Origin of the sequence: Candidatus Accumulibacter sp. ACC003, from assembly GCF_907163085.1 — a bacterium.
Classification (GTDB): domain Bacteria; phylum Pseudomonadota; class Gammaproteobacteria; order Burkholderiales; family Rhodocyclaceae; genus Accumulibacter.
In genome coordinates, this window is the sequence record NZ_CAJQTX010000005.1 from 118,691 (window position 1) to 136,885 (window position 18,195).

Consider the following 18,195-nt stretch of genomic DNA (forward strand, 5'->3'; position numbering starts at 1 on the left):
TTTCTTCTTATTGGATGCGGGCACGCTTGCCGGAATGAATGGTTTCGAGCAGCTCGGCCTTGAGTCTGGCCACGTAGGCTTCGACTTCGGCCTCGGTTTCCAGATAGATCGACGGCGACAGGTCGGCGGCGCGGATCACCTTGGAGGGTTTGGGCGCTGCGCTGCTGGCACCGGTCGTCAAGACTGTTTTCGTCGTCGCGCCTCCGGGATCCTCCACTGCATTTGCCGGCTTGTGACTGGCCGATTCGATGATCAGCATCGCATCGTCGAGCAGATTGCCGCCCTGGTTCTGAAAGTAGAAGATCTTCGGAATGCTGGACAGCGCGGCGATCTTCGTCTTCAACTCCTGCAAAGGCAGCAAAGCCGTGTTACGCAGAGCCGCTGCTGCCTGAACCTGATCGAGAGATTTCATGACCTCGCCGATCCTGGCATCGATCGAGTTGAGGGCGCGTTCGCGCCGCTGCTGCGCCGCTGCTTCGTTGGCAGCCTCGACGGTCCTGATCAGCGCCTCGACCCTCGGGATCTGGCCGTAGGGCGTCGGGTTGTCGCGTATCGACTCCAGCTCGGCCAGTGCGGTGGCGACGGCAGGAAGCTTGAGCAGGACGTCCCGGTTTTCCGCAAAGCCGGTCAGCGCGTCGAGCAGCTTGCGCCAGGTAGGCAGCTGCGTTTTGTAGAAGCTGACGACATCATGGATATCGTCGCTGGTGTCCAGCCAGTCGTTTTTCGCGCTCAGCAGGGTCTCGATGAACTCGAAGGCATCACGGATCGCGAGTTGCTTGCCGATGCGGGTGCTGGCCTCGTCGATCACGGCCTTGCCAGGATGGTGCTTGATTGCGGCGGTCTGCATGTAGCCCTTGAGGTCGGGCTGCCAGTCGCCGAGGGCGGCACGATAATCAGCCACCAGCCCGTCCGCGTCTTCGCGGGAGATCTTCGCAAACATGTCCTTGTAGAGATCCCGCGCCCGTTTGAGAGACTCGGGCTGCGGTATTTTCTTCTTGAGAATCGAGACCTGCTTGAAACGGACCGACTTGGTCAAGGGATCGCCGGCCCTCTTCGGGTCGAGATCGGCGCCCTCGCACATCAGCTTTATTTCGCCGGCCATGAACAGCCGGGCGACCAGCAGCACCACTTCCCACTCCGGCTTCCAGCCCCAGGGGATGCCGGTAAAGCGATCGACGACGTCGGACAGCAGCACACGCTCGGCGCTGGCCTTGAGGTGCAGGTAATCGCGCAGCTCCTTGATCGCGAGGTGGTTGCCTTCTTCGCCGTCGAGGCCGAGCCCCTGCTGGCCGATGGTGTCGGCGGCCAGCACGGCCTTGATCTCGGCGATGGGGTCAGCCTGACGCTGCTTGAGGTAGGAGAGCTTGGTGTAGGTGTTGGTGATCAGGTAGTTGAGCAGCTGGTCGAGCAGCGTGCCCGGGCTCGCGGCCTTGAGCTGCAGTTTCTGGCCGAGCGCATAGACGTCGCCGGTGACCATGAGATCAGCCAGCTGGGAGACGATGCGGCCACGGCGTTCGCGGTTCTCGTCCTTGCGGTCGGAGAGGATGCGCTTGAGCGAGGCGGCAGCCATGCTGGCCTTGGGGCTGTCGATGTACTTTTCGATTTGCAGGTAGAGGCTCAGCTCGATGTCGAGCCGATCGCCTTCGGCGGTGCGAAGCAGCGCCCGACCGCCCGATTCCGAGCTACGCAGGATGCATCGGGCTTCGCTGAGCAGTTCGTAGTCGTCGCCGAGCGGCGTGGCGATTTCAAGGCTGAGCGGGTGGCTGGCGTTCTTCCAGGGGGCGCCGTCGAGCAGCCGGTTGAATTCGTAGTCGGCCCTGGTCTCCCGGTGACGCACCCTGGTCTGCCCGCCGAGGATGTCGTCGTAGAGCAGTTCGCTGAGCAGCCGCCATTTTTCGTTGGCCGATACTTCGACGTGGCCGATCTCGCGGGCGACGTCGCGTTCTTCGTTGGTGAGAAAGAACCACAGGTCGCCATTGCGGCTGATCAGTCGCTGCTTTTCAAGGCGGGCGAGACTTTCCTGGATGCGCCGCTTGAGCGCCAGCTTGTCGGCGTCGATTTCATTGACGCAAAGCGTCGCCAGGTTGTCGATGTTCGGCTTGACGATGTCCGGGATGTAACGAATCAGGAACATCGCTTTGAGAAGCTGGGCGTCGTCGGGCTCGAGCGCGGCGTTGCCCGGCGCTTCGTCGATCGAGCGCTTGGCCGTGGTGTCGATGAAGCTCTCGATCGACGGATAGAAGTCGTAGAGCGGGACCAGCGCATCGATCCCCCGCTCGGCATTGCGAACGGCGGCCGACTGGAAGGCGTCGAGCAGCGAGCGCTCGCCTTTCGAGAGGTGCTTGCCGGTAGCACCGACCTTGCGGATCGATTCGAAGATCTTCTGGAGCAGCGTGAACTGATACGGGGCGAACGGGTAACAGGCGACGAACTCGGCCGAATCCTTGTAGCTCTTCATGGTCACCGAGTTGCCGACGAAGGCCAGCTGGTTGTTGATGATGTCGCCCTTCTTTTCGAAACGGTCGCGCAGGGCGACATGAGCGGCCTCGGTCTTGGCCAGGAGACGCTCGCCGATGACCTCGTCGGTGTTGGAACTGGCCAGCGACAGACGCGTGTGGAAGCGCCCCTGAATCTTGGAAAAGTCCTGCGACCTGGCCTTGTTGGCTTCGCCGATGGCCGCGTCGATATCTTCCTGGCTGGTCACGATGACCCACGCCCGGCCCTGGCACAGCGTCCCCAATTGCTCGGCAATGGTCTGCAAGGTCAGCATCAGCTGCGTGTTGTCGCCGATGAACTGGCCGACTTCATCGACCAGGAAAACGATTCGGTGTCCCGCCGGCTTGCTGCCGAGATAGTCACGAATCATCCGGGCGAGCCCCTCGATATTGATTCGGTAGGTCTCGCGCGCGTTGTCGAACCAGGCGGCGGCGGATTCCTCGCTTTGCTTGAGCGCCCTGGCCAGGGCATACACGACGTCGTCGCGCAGGAAATCGACGGCGTCGCGTTCTGCGCCCCAGGGCGAACCATTCTTCTCGGCAAAGGCGGCCTTGAACGCTTCGTAGGCGCCCTTGCTGACCAGATGGCGCTCCATTTCAGCGACATGCGGCGCGTCGCCGCTGTAGCCGAGCTTCTCGTTGAAGACGCGCAGGAAGACCTGCACGATGACATCGCGATCATCCTTGCTGTCGGCCTTGGCGTCGATGTTGAAGAGGATGACATCGGAGCTGCCGCGCACCGCACGCTGGACGTCAGCGAGCAGCATGGCGTCCTTGATCTTGTGTTCGTCGAAGAACGCTGCGGCGCGCTTGCTCGTGCCGTTCGCCGGGTTGACCGCTTCGATGTCCTCCAGCAGGTAGGACAGGATCTTGATGAAGTGCGACTTGCCGGAACCGAAGAAACCCGAGACCCAGACGGCCATGCGCGCCGAGAGTACCGGGTCATGTGGATTGTCGGCGGCCGCCAGGAAGGCGTCGAAGAAGCGGCGGAAGTATTCGGTGAGCTGCTTGGTGACCACATACTCGTCGAGTTCCTGCCAGACGCTCTCGGCGTCGCGCTGATCGGCCTTGACCACGCCATTGATCGGACGGTCGATCGGCTTCCTGAAGAGATCCCTGATTTTCATTGTGGGTTGTTCCGGCGAGAGTGTTTCAGGAGACGAGACGGAAGGCTCGGTAGTAGTGGTCATCTTTCAAGCGGCTGAAGAGCCGCAAGGAATAGCCGTCGTACTTTCCCGGATAGAACAACACCAGCGGCTTGTCCTGCATGTGGGCATGCAGCGCCGAGAGCAGCGTGTGCGTGCGGAGCATGGGATAGACCGCACCGACGTTCCAGAGAATAAACATGTCGAGCGCGGCGATGTCGTGCTGGGCCACCAGCCGTTCGGCGAGTTTGTCTTCCTTGAGGACTCGGCGCAGCGACTCGAGCGTCCTGGCATCACCTTGCGTGCGCTGCATCGCGATGGCCTTGTCGAGCAGCTTGCGCTCTTCCAGCACGCCGATCACGAGCTCAAAGAGATTGACTGCGGCAACCCTGATCGCCGGCTGCTGCCGGGCCAGAGCCGGCAGCACGGTATCCTGGAGGAAAGTCCGCACGGCGATCTCGTCCTCGGGCGGATAGTCGAAGATCCAGAAACCGATCTCGCCGCCGGAACCTCGATTGGCCAACACGTCGGGAGAAGTCAGTCTCGGCAGGATCTGATTGAGCCGCTCGTCGAGGTCGTGCTTCATCTGCTCATGTCCATGATTGCCAGCACCGAGGTGTCACCGTGGCGTTTTAGGTAGCTCACGACATCGGGGTGTAGGTGCGGTGGCGTGAGCCGCAGGGTCCTGGTGGAGTCGAGATAGTGAGCTTCGGCGAGAACACGGATGATGACCTGCAGTACCTTGGCTTTGGTCGAAGCGCTGAGCTTGCCAAGTTCGGGATCACGCTGTACGCATTCCGCCAGGAAGCCTTCCCAATCCTTGGCGGGAGACAGCTGCAGCTCCAGCCGGCGAAGCTTTCCCGCATACACGTCACGGACGAAGTCGGCGAAGATCCGGCTGTGCTTGATGACTGCCGCGAACAATAACTGCGTCACAACCTCGTGCGCAGCGCTGGCCATCAGCTGCAAGCCCTCCTCCTCCAGCGTCGCGAGGCGTTTGCGGATCAACTGAGCCTGGCGGCGGGCCGTCGCCGGCGTCTTCTTCTGTAGCAGGTTGTCGAGCTTGAGGGCAGCGAACCACTGCTCGCGGGAGGGACGGGTGAGGAGCAAACGAGCGAGCGTCCGGGTTTCGGGCAACATCAGGGAACCTGCCGAGATTTCCGCATTGTAGATTCCCATCAGATTTCCATTCGGCAGGCCCCTCAGCCCAAATAATGGTTCTTGCATAGCCTGACTCGGCATTGTACGGGAAGCGACCGAGCCACCGCGTAAGCGATGAGCCAAGTATGTCAGGCGTAGGCTCGGTGGCCGACATCTGGCTGTTTCAAGCTGTCTGACTACCCGCTTGGGCCACAGGTCGCCTTGAGCTCCGATAGTTCTTTTTTCCCGTATGAATCTCAAATTCGGCTACGCTTTCTATTCGCCAATCTATTCACGGACGTATTCATGCGCCTGCCGGTGCACGTTGAATCTATCCGCATCCAGCTATCCGGTGGGCCGCTGTCCGCGCGCCAACTGATTGAAACTATTGGCGTCAGCCAGCCAACGATCTCCCGTGCGCTGACCGAACTTGGCAACGAGCTGGTACGGATCGGATCGGCGCGATCAATTCAATACACGCTACGCGATAGCACGCGCGGATTACCAGAGATGCCGATCTATCGGGTTGATGCAGAAGGCCGGATCGAGCAACTGGGAAGACTGGCTCCAGTCCGTCCAGAAGGGTTCGTCATGTGCCAGGACGACGGTGTGACCGTGCATAGCGACGGATTGCCGTGGTGGATGTTCGACATGCGCCCGCAAGGCTATCTCGGCCGTGCCTACGCGGCTCGCCATGGCGGTGAACTGGGGCTACCGGAAAGGCTCGCGGACTGGACTGATAGCCACGCCTTGCGGGCGCTACTTGTCCATGGTCATGATGTCGTGGGAAACCTACTGCCAGGCGACATGGCGAGGGATCGTTTTCTCGCGGCTCGCGTTCCCGAGCCAATCGCTGCCGGGCAGAAAGGCGAGGAATATGCCCGCTTGGCTCTAGAATCCGCCCGCGGGCAGATACCTGGATCATCGGCTGGCGGCGAGCAGCCGAAGTTCACGACCAGAGCCGTGATGCCAGATGGGCCTCGGCACCTTATCGTGAAGTTCAGCGAGCGGGAAGAAGGACCCGTAAGCGAGCGTTGGCGCGATCTTCTGGTGGCCGAACATCTGGCGCTGGAAACGCTGCGCGAAGCCGGCATTCCTGCCGCCAGGACGCATATATTGGACCACGCTGGCCAGCGCTTCCTCGAGGTCGAGCGTTTTGATCGCATTGGCGACCTGGGCCGGCGAGCGCTAATCTCTTTGACCGCGCTGGATGCCGAGTTCGCTGGCTGGCCAATAGTTGCGGACCGCCTTGCTGTTGGCGGCCAAATTCGTCGGGAAGCAGCTGAGCGCGCAAATCTTTTGTGGGCCTTTGGCACGCTGATCGGCAACTCCGACATGCACGGCGGCAACCTGTCATTTGTCGCCGAGCGTGGTCGGCCGTACGACATTGCCCCAGCCTACGACATGACGCCAATGAGCTTCGCACCCGGCAGCGGTGGCCGCTTGCCCGACACCGTCTCCGAGGCAAGCATTCACGCCAGTGTGGCCAACGCCAGCTGGCGGTGCGCAGAAGAACTGGCACACGCATTCCTCGCCCGGGTCATCGCCGAAACCAGGTTCAGCGACCGATTTGCACCGTGCATCGCCGCGCTGGAACGCCATATCGGGACGGCCAGCGCCAAGATTGAACGGCTGCGTTGAGCCGCTAGCGATGAACGTCCGGTCGATGGCCATCTGCGCCTGAAGGCCGCCCGCAAGCTCGGCCTCACGACCGGCCCGGCGATTCTCGCGGACGACCTAACGCCAACAAAGACGACTGACCGAGCTGCACCCGAAATACTGCGACGTCATTGTCGGCCGCTGGCAGGACCGTGCCGGCCGGAAAACCACCTGCGAGTCTGATGGGGTGACATGCGATGACCTGAGCAGCGAAGCAGTAGACGTCTGCGGCGAATAGGGAAGCATTCTCCGCGCTGATTGCGGTGAATATCTTGCCGCTTCGTGCAACGCCCGCCATAATCTCCGCATGACCAACGGCGATTACACCTACATCTGGCAGGCCCCCGACTGGCCGGCCTGGCGCTACGACCTGGCTGCTTTGGCCCGGCCGTTGGCCGACGTCAGTCGCGCCCAGGGTCTGCTCATTGGCCGGCTGGCCGATGTCGGGATCGCACTGCGCAATCAGGCCAGCCTGACGACGCTGACCGAGGATGTTCTCAAGACCAGCGAAATCGAGGGTGAGCGTCTCGACGCCGAGTCGGTGCGCTCGTCGATCGCGCGCCGCCTGGGCGTGGACGTCGGAGCGCTGGCGCCAGTCGATCGCCACGTCGAGGGCGTGGTCGATATGGTGCTTGATGCGACAGCACGCTGCGCGGTCGCCCTGACACAAGAACGCCTGCTCGGCTGGCACGCGGCCCTGTTTCCGACCGGCTATAGCGGACTCTCAGCCATTCGCGTGGGAATGCTCCGGGACGATGGGAACGGACCGATGCAGGTCGTCTCCGGCGCCATCGGTCGGCAGCGTGTGCACTTCGAAGCACCTCCAGCAGAGAAACTCGAGGCCGAATTGGCGCGCCTCATCGACTGGGTGAACGCTGGCAGCGAAGATCACCCGACCCTGAAGGCGGGTCTGGGGCACCTGTGGTTCGTCACGCTACACCCCTTCGACGATGGCAACGGGCGTATTGCCCGGGCGCTAGGCGACCTGCTGTTGGCCCGTGCCGATGGTAGTCCGCAACGCTTCTACAGTCTGTCGGCGCAAATCCAGCGCGAACGGCGAGACTACTACGACATCCTGGAGCGCACGCAAAAGGGTTCGCTGGAGGTGACGGACTGGCTGAAGTGGTTTCTCGAAACCTTGCGGGGCGCGGTCAGCACCGCACAAGAAACCCTGGACGCGGTACTGGCCACGACGCGCTTCTGGCAGCGCTGGGCGACGACGCCGCTGAACGCGCGGCAGGTGAAACTCATCAACCGCCTACTCGACGGATTCGAGGGCAAACTGACCAGCAGCAAGTGGGCGGCCATCGGTAAGTGCTCACCGGATACCGCGCTGCGCGAGATCAACGAACTGCTCGTCCTGGGTGTGCTGTGCAAGACACCTGGCGGCGGACGTAGCACGGCATACGAACTCAGCAGAGACGAATGACTGGCTGATCGGGCAACGACAGATTTTTCGGTGTCTTCGCAGGAAATCACTACGGCAGGAACACCCCCGACGGGGTAAGCCGGCACGACTTGCGGCGGACGCTGGGAAGCTGGCACGCCAAGACGGGCGCATCGCTCGCCATCATCGGCAAGAGCCTGAACCACAAGAGTCAGCAGGCGACGGCAATTTATGCCCGTCTCGACCTTGACCCGCTGCGGGCATCCGTCAACACGGCAACCGCGGCGATGATGGAGGCCGGCGGTATGAAAAGGTGGCTGAATTGGTGCGCATCCCGAAACGGAGCAATGCGTGCAGCTGATTTATCGACAGCATGCCGTGCGGCGGATGTTTGAGCGCCACATATCGACTGCCGACGTTGGCGCGGCGCCGGCATCGGGGCGCGTGATCGAGGACTACCCGACCGATACGCCCTACCCTAGCTGCCTATGGCTGGGCTTCGCCGGCAACCGCCCTTTGCATCTGCTGTTTGCCGACAAGCCCGGCGATGGCGAGCGCGTCATCATTACCGTCTACGAACCCGACTCCGCCCTATGGCTGGCGGACCTGGCCACGAGGAAAAACCCATGAAATGCCCTATCTGCCGACACGGCGAAGCCCGCCCCGGCGCTGTGACTGTTCCACTTGAACGCGGCGACGTCGTGATTGTTTTCCGCGAGGTTCCGGCGCTGGTGTGCGAGAACTGCGGCGAAGCTTTCCATGACGAGGCCGTTACTGCTGCCTTGCTGAAGCAAGCTGAGCAGGCAGTGGCGGCGGGCGTGGAAATCGACGTGCGGCGCTTCGCGGTGGCCGCGTGACCTGAGAAAACCTGAGTCTTGCTGCACCTGGCCCGAGCTTGATCCCCGAGGGCGAAATACGAGACACCCTTTCTCGGTTGGCCCGGCTGACGCCTTTGCGCGTGGCCGACTGTCTGCTTGGGTAATGGCACCCAGTCGAAAATAGCGAAGAAGCCAGCCTGGTTGCGGCAAATGTAACCCCCAGCGTAAGCCCAACAAAAAGCCCGGCCTTTTGGGCCGGGCTAATTGCTTGATTCTTTGGTGGTGATGGGTGGAATTGAACCACCGACCTATGGGTTATGAATCCATCGCTCTAACCAACTGAGCTACATCACCTCAGGGCGGCAGATTATAGGACCCGCGCCCGTCGGTGGTCAAGCTGCGAACGCGCGAAATTGATCAAAATCACGCTTTGCTCGGCTCGCCCGGTACTACGGCGCAGGCCGAGCGCTGGCGAAGCGAGTCAGCGCACGCCAGGTACTCACATCAGAACGATGTCGTATTGCTCCTGCGTATAGCTGGGCTCGGCTTGCAGCGAGATCGGCTTGCCGATGAAATCGGAGAGCATCGCCAGACCTTGCGACTCTTCGTCGAGAAAACGGTCGATCACCGCCAGGTTACCGAGCACGCGGTATTCGCGCGCATCGAACTGGCGGGCTTCGCGCAGCAGTTCGCGCAGGATCTCGTAGCAGACGGTACGCGCGGTGCGGACCTCGCCACGACCGCCACAGGTCGGGCACGCTTCACAGAGGACGTGCGACAAGGATTCGCGCGTCCGCTTGCGGGTCATTTCGACGAGGCCGAGCGCGGTGAAGCCGTTGACCGTCAGGCGTGTATGGTCACGCGCCAGCGCCTTGTTGAACTCGCTGAGGACCGCCGCGCGGTGAACTTCATTCTCCATGTCGATGAAGTCGACGATGATGATGCCGCCGAGGTTGCGCAGACGTAGCTGGCGGGCAATGGTCTGTGCCGCTTCGAGATTGGTCTTGAAGATCGTGTCGTCAAAGTTGCGCACGCCGACGAAGCCACCGGTATTGACGTCGATGGTGGTCATCGCCTCGGTCTGATCGATGATCAGGTAGCCGCCAGACTTGAGGTCGACGCGGCGACCGAGCGCTTTCTGGATCTCGTCTTCGACGCCGTGCAGGTCGAACAGTGGCCTCTGGCCGGTGTAATGCTCGAGCAATGGCTCGACCGTTGGCGTGTATTCGGCGGCAAAGGCCTTCAAGCGCAGGAAGTTTTCTCGCGAGTCGACGACGATACCGACGGTCTCGGGATTGACGAAATCGCGCAGCACGCGCTGCGCCAGTGACAATTCCTGATAGAGCAGCGAAGGTGGTGCGGCGGTCGTCGACTGCAGCTGGATATCGCGCCAGATCTTGCGCAGGTACTCGACGTCCTTGGCCAGTTCGGCGTCGCTGGCGTTCTCGGCCATCGTTCGGACGATGAAGCCGCCGGTTTCTTCGCTGGGCACCAGCCGCGAAAGTTTTTCGCGCAGCGCTTCGCGCTCGGACTCCTTCTCGATGCGCTGCGAAATGCCGATGTGTTTGTCCTGCGGCAGATAGACGAGCATCCGCCCGGCAATCGACACCTGGGTGGACAGGCGGGCGCCCTTGCTGCCCATCGGGTCCTTGATCACCTGCACAAGAATGCTCTGGCCCTCGAAGAGCAAGCGCTCGATTGGTCGCAGTGGTTCGTCGGATGGACGCGGCTCGCGGATGTCGGCGACGTGCAGAAAGGCGGTCCGGCCGAGACCGATCTCGATGAACGCCGACTGCATCCCGGGCAGGATGCGGACGATGCGCCCAACATAGACGTTACCGACGAAGCCGCGACTGGCGCTGCGTTCGACGTGCAGCTCCTGCACGGCGCCCTGGTGCATGACGGCGACGCGGGTTTCCTGCGGCGTGCAGTTGATCAGTATCTGTTCGGACATGGCGGCGGCGATCTGGGGAATGAGGGTAGAATTGCGGCTTGTTGCGTTCTGCATTCTACCTCGTCAAGCCCCTGCCCCGGAGGTCCGCCGTCACCGCTCTCGCCTCCCCCGAGTTACTCGCTCCCGCTGGTTCACCGACGATGCTGCGCACCGCGCTGGCCTACGGTGCAGACGCGATCTATGCGGGGCAACCGCGCTACAGCCTGCGCGTGCGCAATAACGAGTTTGGCAAGATCGAAGTACTGGCGGGCGCGATCGGCGAAGCGCACGCGCTTGGCCGCAAGTTCTACGTGGTCAGCAACGTCTTGCCGCACAACAGCAAGGTGCGTAGCTACCTGGCCGACATGGCGCCGGTGGTGGCGCTCAAGCCCGATGCGCTGATCATGGGCGACTCCGGCTTGATCGATCTGGTTCGCGAGCGCTGGCCGGAAATGCCGGTGCATCTCTCGGTACAGGCCAATACGCTGAACTTCGCAGCGGTGCGTTTCTGGCGCAAGTTGGGGATCAGCCGGATCATCCTGTCGCGCGAACTGTCGCTCGACGAGGTCGCCGAGATTCGCCAGGAATGTCCGGAAATGGAGCTGGAGGTGTTCGTGCACGGCGCCCTGTGCATCGCCTACTCGGGCCGCTGCCTGCTGTCGGGCTACTTCAACCATCGCGACCCCAATCAGGGGACGTGCACCAACTCGTGTCGCTGGGACTACAAGCTGAAGCCAGCCGCAGGCGACGCTGCCGGCGACGCTGCCGGCGACGCTGCCGGCGAAATGAACGGCTGCCGCTCGCGCGGCGCTGCCGACGCCGCGGCCAACAACAGCGAGTGGCTGCTTGAAGAGAAAGAGCGCCCGGGCGAACTGATGCCGATTGACGAGGACGAGCACGGCACCTACATCATGAACTCGAAGGACCTGCGCGCCGTCGAGCACGTCCGCCGCCTGACCGAGATCGGCGTCAATTCGCTGAAGATCGAAGGCCGCACCAAGTCGGCGTATTACGTCGCACGGACGACGCAGGTCTACCGCCGTGCCATCGACGACGCCGTTGCCGGGCGGCCCTTCGACCCCGCCCTGCTCGGCGAACTCGAGGGCCTGGCCAACCGCGGCTATACCGACGGCTTCTACCAGCGCCACCACGAACACGAGATGCAGAACTACCTGCGTGGCCACTCCGAATCGGGGCGCAGCCTCTACGTCGGCGACGTCATCGACTGGAACGCCGAGCGGCAACTGGCGCTGATCGACATCAAGAACCGTATCTCGGTCGGCGATCGGCTGGAGCTCATCCATCCCTCGGGGAACCGGCTGATCGCCGTCGAGCACATGGAAAACCTCGACGGCGCGCCGATCCGCGTCGCTCCGGGCAACGGTCACCGGGTATGGCTACCGCTGCCCGCCGAACTGCCTGGCGCGATGTTGGCACGCTTCGTCTGAGCGGCAGCACCCGGATGCGCCGGCCACACCTTTTCGTCGATATCTCGGCGCACGGTTTCGGCCATCTGGCGCAAGTGGCGCCGGTGCTCAACGCGCTCAGCGGCGATCTGCCCGAGCTGCGCCTGACGATCCGCAGCGGCCTGCCGACCGACCGCTTGCAGGCGCGCCTAACGGCCGCTTTCAGCCACCTGGCGGCGAGCAGCGACTTCGGCTATGTAATGCACGACGCCGTCAGCCTCGACCTCGAGGCGACGGCGCTGGCGTATCGTCGGCAGCATGCCGATTGGGAAAGTCGCGTTGATCGTGACGCCCGCCTGTTCGCCGAGCTGCAGCCGGATCTGGTATTCAGCGACGTCGCCTACCTGCCGCTGGCCGGCGCCGCGCGCGCCGGCATCCCGTCGGTCGGCATGTGCTCGCTGAACTGGGCCGAACTCTTTGCCCATTTTTTTGCCAAGGAGGACTGGGCGGCGAGCATTCACCGCCAGATGCTCGAGGCCTACCAGAGCGCCGAATGCTTCCTGCGCGTGACGCCCGGAATGAGCATGGCCGACCTGCCGCGGCTACGTGCCATCGGCCCGGTGGCCGCGCTGGGCCGCGACTGCCGGCAAGCCTTGCGCACGCAATTGGCGTGTGGCGACGACGAGCGGCTCGTTCTGATTGCCTTCGGTGGCATCAGCAAACAACTACCGATCGAAGATTGGCCACCGATTGCCGGCATCCGCTGGCTGGTTCCGCAAGACTGGCAGCTCGAACACGCGAGCGTCACGGCTTTCGAGCCTCTGGGCGTACCGCTCGCCGATCTCTTGCGCTCGGTCGACGCGGTGCTCGGCAAGCCCGGCTACGGCACCTTCGCCGAAGCCGCGTGCAACGGTACGCCACTGCTCTACCTGCGGCGCGAAGACTGGCCCGAGCAGGATTTCCTGATCGACTGGCTGAAAAAATACGGCCGCTGCGGCGAAGTCAGCGATCGAGACCTGCAGGCCGGTCGCCTGCAGCCAGCGCTGGCGGCCTTGTGGAGCCAGGCCGCGCCGCCAATCCCGCCAGCATCGGGGGCTGCCGAAGCGGCAGCGGTACTGCGGCCCTGGCTGACCAGCGCTGCCAGGGCATAAACCTGCTTGCAAGCGGCGCCGACGCCACTCCTAACGGCGGCGGCGAAGCGAAATGCTGCCAGCGAGCGCCAGCCCCAGCAGCGCCAGAGTCCCCGGCTCGGGAACCGTAGCGCCCTTCAGGGCGATGCCGTCGTTGATGCATTCCTCGAAGAAGTGCGCCGTGAATTGGCCGACGGGGAGCGCCGAGAGGTCGAAGGAAAAACCGAAGATTTGCGGGCCAACAGCAGCGAAGTGGGCAAAATCCAGGTCCATGCCGCCCAGCTCGACGGCGTTGAGCGAGGTAATACCCGACACCAGCGTGCCACTGGCGATATTGGGATACATGCCAGCATTGCCGAAGTAGTTGGTCACATCGGCGGTTGAACTCAAGTCACCCATGCTGCCCACAGGCCGCCCGTGGCCCGAGTTGTAGTAAGCCTGCAAGGTCGTGTAGCCGAGATTCTGCGAGGCGAGGTTGAGGACGTTCAGGTTCGTGAACAAACCAAGGCTCGTATTGCTGCCGCCGACGTTGCCCAGCGAGTCATTGGTGCTGGCAAAGCGAATGCCGAACACCTTGGCATCGTTGAACTCGGCTTGCGTATCGAGATTGTGTGTCGAGAAGTTGAGATAGAGGTCACCTGGAGCAATAGCGCCATTCAGGACACCGCCGTTGGCATTTCCGGCCAGCGGCATGCCGCCACTGATCGCGAAGTAGCCGGTCGAGCCGCTCTGGCGGAAGGCCAGGCCACGTTCTTCGTAAGTCGCCCCGCCGGAGCCATCGTTGGCCGAGTCGATGGCGTAGTTCCAGCCCTTGTAAAGCGTGCCGGCCTTGGCGTCAGCGACACCGACGGCCAGAGCGACGAGGCCGCCGAGCAAGACAGATGTGAAGCTGTTGCCGATGCGCGAAAACGTCAGCGAGTTCGACGAAACTGCGGATTTGCGTGTAAAGGTTTTCATGCTACGATTCCCGTCCCAAGAAGTTGAATGCTTGCCAAGTCGCGTTTCAGGGGGCACGGGTCAATCTAGGCAATGACTGCAATCATTGCCGCCCCAGCTGACGCGACGTCGATCGCTTCTGAAGCCGAGCCGGGCGGCAAATGGCATCTGGAAGCGATGAAGGCGAATCCATACGACTGGCTCGACTTCGGAGCGAAGTGTCTCTCGGCGAGCCGTCAGGTGGGTATGAAATACGTCACGGGGTCCGCGATCGCTCTGCATACTGGCAAATCGCCGGACCCCGTGCCGTTTCAAGCCGGGAAGAAAATCCGCACGGGCAGCGATCGTGCCCGGCGGTCTGCGGGGCAAGCACTTCGCGGGCGGTCGACCGCCAGACTATTCGGAGAGAAGTGCCGAGATCTCGCGCTGCAGCAGGTCGGGACTGCCCAGATTGAGTTCGACGAGGCGGCGCAGATGGGTGACGCTATCGACGTCGATGCTTACGCCGACGAGTCCGGCGCGGCGGCCCTCGACGTGTACGACGGTGGTCTGCATGCAAATCTCGGTGCCAACCTGGTCGAGGTAGACCCGCAGTTCGGCGGCCGCGCCGCAAGGCAGCAGCGACTCCGCCGACAGCTCGAGGAGTGCGCCGTGCAGGGAAAGGTCGACCACCCGCAGCGCGAGCGACTCGCTACCAATCAATAGGCGCGCGGGTGAATTAAAACCGATTCGGGAATAGTGGCGTCGTTGCTCGTTCACGTGGCTTACTCGCAGGGCTTATTTGCCTCGCAGCTTACCCCAAAGAACCTTGTGCAGTTGCAATTGAAAGCGCACCGGCAAGCGATCGGCGACGACCCACTCGGCGAGAGTCGCTGCCGGCAGCTCGCCATCGACGGGCGAAAACAACAGCGGGCACAGCGTCGCCAGCTGCCGATCGTCGATCAGCTGGCGTGCCCACTCGTAGTCCGCCCGGTCCTTGAGAACAAACTTGAGCTCGTCATTGGCCGTCAGCAGCGCCAGGTTCTGCCATCGATTGCGGCTGCTCTCGCCGGAACCAGGCGCCTTGAGGTCGACCACCCGCGCCACGCGCGCATCGACCTTGCCGATATCGAGCGCGCCGGAGGTTTCCAGCGACACCGCGTAGCCGGCGTCAGCGAGGGCGCTCAGCAGTGGCAGGCACGCCGGCTGCGCCAGCGGCTCGCCACCGGTCACACAGACGTGACGGACGCCATGCCCAGCGACCTGGTCGACAATGGCCGCCAGCGACATCAGCTGCCCCCCGCTGAAGGCGTAGGCCGTATCGCACCAGACACAGCGCAGCGGGCAACCCGTCAGGCGGACGAAAACTGTCGGCAAGCCGACGCGAGAGCTTTCACCTTGCAGCGACAGGAAGATCTCGCTGATCTTCAGCGACACTTTGCCGAGCGTTGTTTCCACTCGCCTATTTTTTCAGGCGTTGCTTGGCTGCGGTCGCCGCCGAGCTGTCCGGGTACTTGACCAGCAGCGCTTCCAGCGTCGTCCGTGCGCCTTTGCTGTCACCAAGCTCCTGCTGGCAGGTCGCGACGTTGAGCAGCGCATCGGGTGCCTTGGCGTGCGCTGGCCACTTGCTGAAAACTACCCGCTGCGCGTCGATCGTCTTCCGGCAGTCACGCAAGGCGTAATGGGCGTTACCCAGCCAGTAGTACGCATTCGGCGTCAGCGTGCTGTCCGGATGCGCCTTGGCAAAAGCGTCGAAAGCCGCGGCGGCTTCCTTCAGCTTGTTGGCCCGGAACAGGTTGAGCGCGGCTTCGTACTCGCGCGCCTCGGCGGCCGGGTCGCTGGCCACTTTTCTCGGAGCTTCACCGCCCGTCGCCGGCTTGCCGTCGTCGGCCGGTTTGGCTTCAACGGGCGTCGCCGCGACGGGCGTTTCCAGCTTGCGCAGACGGCCGTCGAGGTCGACGTAGAAGTCCTGCTGCCGTTTCTTGGCCGCCTCGAGCTCGTAGGCCAAGGTCTCGACCTGACCGCGCAGACGAGCCGTTTCGTCGCGCAGCGCCTGAATCTGGTTGGCCAGTTCCATCTGTCCCCTGGCGGCGGTATCGAGGCGCTCGTTGGCCTTGATCTGCAGGTCGGTGACCTGGCGTCGCGCCTCTTCGTCGTCGAAGAGACCGGCATGCGCGTGCTGCGCGCCGAAAGCGGCGAGCAGCAGCAGCATTCCGAGAACGCCGGGTCGGCCAGCTGACAAACGATCGGTCTGAGTCACCGACATCCTAGAACTCGCCGTTATAGAGCATGTCGGCACGGCGGTTGGCCGCCCACGCGTCGTCGTTATGACCTTCATTCTTCGGCTTCTCCTCGCCCAGGCTGACGGCCTCGAGCTGGTCTTCACGGGCACCGAGCAAAGCCAACATGTTCTTGACCGCGTCAGCACGCTTCTGGCCGAGCGCCAGGTTGTATTCACGGCTACCACGTTCGTCGGTATTGCCCTGGATCAGCATCTTGAATTGCCGGTTGCCGGTGAGGAACTTGGCGTGCGAGGCAACCAGATCCTTGTACTCGGCCTTCACTTCATAGTTGTCGTAGTCGAAGTAGACGCTACGCTTCGAGAGGATGTTGTTCGGATCGGTGAGCACCGCCGGCAAGTTATGGCTGTCGACACCTTGCGCGGTGACCGTGGCCACGCCCGGGCCGCCGCGCGTCTCGACCGGTGCGCCGGCAGATGCATCCTTGTCGGGGGTCGAGCTGCAGGCGGCGAGCAGAAGGAGTAATGCCGCCGGAATAACGAATTGTTTCATGATCAAAATTCTCCTGCTTAAAATGGGCAATAAGAGCACAGCACTATTTGTTGAAGGGTCCCCACGCCGGCTCACGGACGTCACCCGCCGTGACCGATAGGCGTTGCTTGATACGGCCGTCAAGCGAAACGGCCGAGAGCACGCCGCGCCCACCTGCTTCGGTGGCAATCAGAATCATCCGGCCATTCGGGGCAAAAGTGGGTGATTCATCCTTTTGCGAATCGGTAACGACCTGTACCTGCCGGCTCGCCAGATCCATCACGCTCAAACGAAAACCGCCATCGCGCCGACTGATGAAGGCCATCGTCTTGCCATCGGGCGAAAGGCGCGGCGTCACATTGTAGCTGCCTTCGAAGCTCACTCGCTGTGGATCGCCACCGCCGACGCCAACGCGATAGATTTGCGGGCTGCCGCCACGGTCAGACGTGAAGTATATCCATTGCCCGTCCGGCGAGTATTGCGGCTCGGTGTTGATCGCGTTGGCGGTGGTCAGGCGCTGCGCTCCCGAGCCATCGGCGCTGACCGTGAAGATTTGCGAGCCGCCGTCCTTGCTCAGCACCACCGCCAGGCGGCTCCCATCAGGCGACCAGGTCGGCGCCGAATTCGAACCCTTGAAGTTGGCGACGACGATCCGCTTCCCGGAAGCCAGCGAGTGCACGTAAATCACCGGCTTCTTGTTCTCGAAGGAGACGTAAGCCAGACGACTGCCATCGGGCGACCACGACGGCGAGATGATCGGTTCCTTGGAAATCAACGCCGCCTGCGCGTTCTGGCCGTCGGCGTCGGCGATGTGCAACTCGTAGCGCGCCGCGTTCACCCGCACCACGTAGGCGATACGCGTCGAGAAGACGCCGGGCTCGCCGGTGAGCTTTTCGTAGATCACGTCGGCGATGCGATGGCCGGCCGCACGCAGCATGGTCCTCGAGGTCACGAAAGCCGAGCCGCCAAGAACGCTCTGTTTATTGACGTCGTAAAGACGGAAGCGTGCTTCCTGCCGACCATCGGCGCTGCCACCGATACTGCCGGCGGCCAAGGCGTCGGCGCCGCGGCTCTTCCAGTCTTCAAACGGCGGCGTGGTCGTTTCGGTCATCGCCAGGCCACCGCCGTCCACCATCTTGAACAGGCCGCTGCGTTCAAGATCGGCGCGCACCACCGAGGTCACGATACGCGCCGCCGCCGGATCACCACCGAAGTCGGCAATTGCCACCGGAATACGGTTGGCACCGGCACCGGTGATTTCGATAGTCAGTTCGGCGTGCGCCGAGGCCTGCAGCAAGGCCAGCACGACAGCCAGCAGGCCGACACGACGGAGTTCAATCAGCATTCGTAACATGGCGGGTGTCCCGGACAGAATGCGCGATTATATCGTCATTGC

Annotated in this window: 16 protein-coding genes, 1 tRNA gene and 1 pseudogene; 7 read left to right on the forward strand and 11 right to left on the reverse strand. The window is 62.8% G+C overall.

Going from position 1 to position 18,195, the window contains the following annotated elements; translation table 11 throughout:
- Positions 1 to 7: 7 nt before the first annotated feature.
- From brxC to QZ656_RS10390, 3 genes are read right to left on the reverse strand one after another with little or no spacing between them, the layout of a single operon-like run.
- A complete protein-coding gene (gene brxC / locus QZ656_RS10380; RefSeq protein WP_291993326.1) occupies positions 8 to 3,622 on the reverse strand; it encodes a BREX system P-loop protein BrxC in 3,615 nt (1,204 codons plus the stop codon).
- A 25-nt stretch (positions 3,623 to 3,647) separates the two neighbouring features.
- Positions 3,648 to 4,226 carry a DUF1788 domain-containing protein gene (locus tag QZ656_RS10385; protein ID WP_291993327.1) on the reverse strand — a complete coding sequence of 193 codons (579 nt, stop codon included), beginning with the start codon at positions 4,224 to 4,226 and terminating at the stop codon, positions 3,648 to 3,650.
- On the reverse strand, positions 4,223 to 4,867 hold the full coding sequence (locus tag QZ656_RS10390; RefSeq protein WP_291993328.1) for a DUF1819 family protein: 645 nt from the start codon (positions 4,865 to 4,867) through the stop codon (positions 4,223 to 4,225). Before QZ656_RS10390 ends, QZ656_RS10385 begins: the two co-directional genes overlap by 4 nt.
- Positions 4,868 to 5,092: 225 nt before the next feature.
- Between QZ656_RS10390 and yjjJ the strand changes: the two genes are divergently transcribed.
- The 5 genes and pseudogenes from yjjJ to QZ656_RS10415 all read left to right on the forward strand — a co-directional run bounded on the left by yjjJ (position 5,093) and on the right by QZ656_RS10415 (position 8,683).
- Positions 5,093 to 6,421, forward strand: a complete 1,329-nt coding sequence (gene yjjJ / locus QZ656_RS10395) for a type II toxin-antitoxin system HipA family toxin YjjJ (RefSeq protein WP_291993823.1) — start codon at positions 5,093 to 5,095, stop codon at positions 6,419 to 6,421.
- Between the two features lie 325 nt (positions 6,422 to 6,746).
- A complete protein-coding gene (locus QZ656_RS10400; protein ID WP_291993329.1) occupies positions 6,747 to 7,868 on the forward strand; it encodes a Fic family protein in 1,122 nt (373 codons plus the stop codon).
- 83 nt (positions 7,869 to 7,951) lie between these two features.
- Positions 7,952 to 8,187 (forward strand): annotated as a pseudogene (locus QZ656_RS10405) (recombinase XerD); the annotation flags it as partial.
- Positions 8,178 to 8,456, forward strand: a complete 279-nt coding sequence (locus QZ656_RS10410; RefSeq protein WP_291993330.1) for a DUF4258 domain-containing protein — start codon at positions 8,178 to 8,180, stop codon at positions 8,454 to 8,456. The pseudogene QZ656_RS10405 and the gene QZ656_RS10410, both read left to right, overlap by 10 nt.
- The gene (locus QZ656_RS10415) at positions 8,453 to 8,683 is read left to right on the forward strand and encodes a type II toxin-antitoxin system MqsA family antitoxin (protein WP_291993331.1); all 231 of its coding nucleotides are present in this window, start codon (positions 8,453 to 8,455) and stop codon (positions 8,681 to 8,683) included. The genes QZ656_RS10410 and QZ656_RS10415 overlap by 4 nt, the downstream gene beginning before the upstream one ends.
- 238 nt (positions 8,684 to 8,921) lie before the next feature.
- Here QZ656_RS10415 and QZ656_RS10420 read toward each other — a convergent pair.
- Positions 8,922 to 8,998: transfer RNA gene (locus QZ656_RS10420), tRNA-Met, on the reverse strand.
- Between the two features lie 145 nt (positions 8,999 to 9,143).
- Positions 9,144 to 10,598: a ribonuclease G gene (gene rng / locus QZ656_RS10425; RefSeq protein WP_291993824.1), complete on the reverse strand. Its 1,455-nt coding sequence runs from the start codon at positions 10,596 to 10,598 to the stop codon at positions 9,144 to 9,146.
- Between the two features lie 71 nt (positions 10,599 to 10,669).
- Between rng and yegQ the strand changes: the two genes are divergently transcribed.
- Positions 10,670 to 12,025: a tRNA 5-hydroxyuridine modification protein YegQ gene (yegQ, locus tag QZ656_RS10430; RefSeq protein ID WP_291993825.1), complete on the forward strand. Its 1,356-nt coding sequence runs from the start codon at positions 10,670 to 10,672 to the stop codon at positions 12,023 to 12,025.
- Positions 12,026 to 12,039: 14 nt separating this feature from the next.
- Positions 12,040 to 13,134, forward strand: coding sequence for a hypothetical protein (locus QZ656_RS10435; RefSeq protein WP_291993332.1), 1,095 nt, complete (start codon positions 12,040 to 12,042; stop codon positions 13,132 to 13,134).
- Between the two features lie 30 nt (positions 13,135 to 13,164).
- On the opposite strand, the gene QZ656_RS10440 is transcribed toward QZ656_RS10435, so the two are convergent.
- The 6 genes from QZ656_RS10440 to tolB all read right to left on the reverse strand — a co-directional run bounded on the left by QZ656_RS10440 (position 13,165) and on the right by tolB (position 18,153).
- Positions 13,165 to 14,070, reverse strand: a complete 906-nt coding sequence (locus QZ656_RS10440; RefSeq protein ID WP_291993333.1) for an XDD3 family exosortase-dependent surface protein — start codon at positions 14,068 to 14,070, stop codon at positions 13,165 to 13,167.
- 375 nt (positions 14,071 to 14,445) lie between these two features.
- Positions 14,446 to 14,808: a PilZ domain-containing protein gene (locus QZ656_RS10445; protein ID WP_291993334.1), complete on the reverse strand. Its 363-nt coding sequence runs from the start codon at positions 14,806 to 14,808 to the stop codon at positions 14,446 to 14,448.
- An 18-nt stretch (positions 14,809 to 14,826) separates the two neighbouring features.
- Positions 14,827 to 15,486, reverse strand: coding sequence for a 7-carboxy-7-deazaguanine synthase QueE (gene queE, locus QZ656_RS10450; protein WP_291993335.1), 660 nt, complete (start codon positions 15,484 to 15,486; stop codon positions 14,827 to 14,829).
- Between the two features lie 4 nt (positions 15,487 to 15,490).
- Positions 15,491 to 16,288 carry a tol-pal system protein YbgF gene (gene ybgF / locus QZ656_RS10455; RefSeq protein WP_366522147.1) on the reverse strand — a complete coding sequence of 266 codons (798 nt, stop codon included), beginning with the start codon at positions 16,286 to 16,288 and terminating at the stop codon, positions 15,491 to 15,493.
- A 7-nt stretch (positions 16,289 to 16,295) separates the two neighbouring features.
- Entirely contained in the window at positions 16,296 to 16,820 is a 525-nt protein-coding gene (gene pal, locus QZ656_RS10460) for a peptidoglycan-associated lipoprotein Pal (RefSeq protein ID WP_291993336.1), read from the reverse strand.
- Between the two features lie 43 nt (positions 16,821 to 16,863).
- The gene (gene tolB / locus QZ656_RS10465; protein WP_291993337.1) at positions 16,864 to 18,153 is read right to left on the reverse strand and encodes a Tol-Pal system beta propeller repeat protein TolB; all 1,290 of its coding nucleotides are present in this window, start codon (positions 18,151 to 18,153) and stop codon (positions 16,864 to 16,866) included.
- Between the last annotated feature and the right edge of the window lie 42 nt (positions 18,154 to 18,195).

What these genes read in the sequence shown, in the direction of transcription:
- rng (WP_291993824.1), bottom strand. Translation starts at nt 10,598, where the DNA reads ATGTCCGAACAGATACTGATCAACTGCACGCCGCAGGAAACCCGCGTC.
- QZ656_RS10435 (WP_291993332.1), top strand. Translation starts at nt 12,040, where the DNA reads ATGCGCCGGCCACACCTTTTCGTCGATATCTCGGCGCACGGTTTCGGC.
- brxC (WP_291993326.1), bottom strand. Translation starts at nt 3,622, where the DNA reads ATGAAAATCAGGGATCTCTTCAGGAAGCCGATCGACCGTCCGATCAAT.
- QZ656_RS10400 (WP_291993329.1), top strand. Translation starts at nt 6,747, where the DNA reads ATGACCAACGGCGATTACACCTACATCTGGCAGGCCCCCGACTGGCCG.
- QZ656_RS10440 (WP_291993333.1), bottom strand. Translation starts at nt 14,070, where the DNA reads ATGAAAACCTTTACACGCAAATCCGCAGTTTCGTCGAACTCGCTGACG.
- pal (WP_291993336.1), bottom strand. Translation starts at nt 16,820, where the DNA reads ATGAAACAATTCGTTATTCCGGCGGCATTACTCCTTCTGCTCGCCGCC.
- QZ656_RS10415 (WP_291993331.1), top strand. Translation starts at nt 8,453, where the DNA reads ATGAAATGCCCTATCTGCCGACACGGCGAAGCCCGCCCCGGCGCTGTG.
- QZ656_RS10385 (WP_291993327.1), bottom strand. Translation starts at nt 4,226, where the DNA reads ATGAAGCACGACCTCGACGAGCGGCTCAATCAGATCCTGCCGAGACTG.
- tolB (WP_291993337.1), bottom strand. Translation starts at nt 18,153, where the DNA reads ATGTTACGAATGCTGATTGAACTCCGTCGTGTCGGCCTGCTGGCTGTC.
- QZ656_RS10390 (WP_291993328.1), bottom strand. Translation starts at nt 4,867, where the DNA reads ATGCAAGAACCATTATTTGGGCTGAGGGGCCTGCCGAATGGAAATCTG.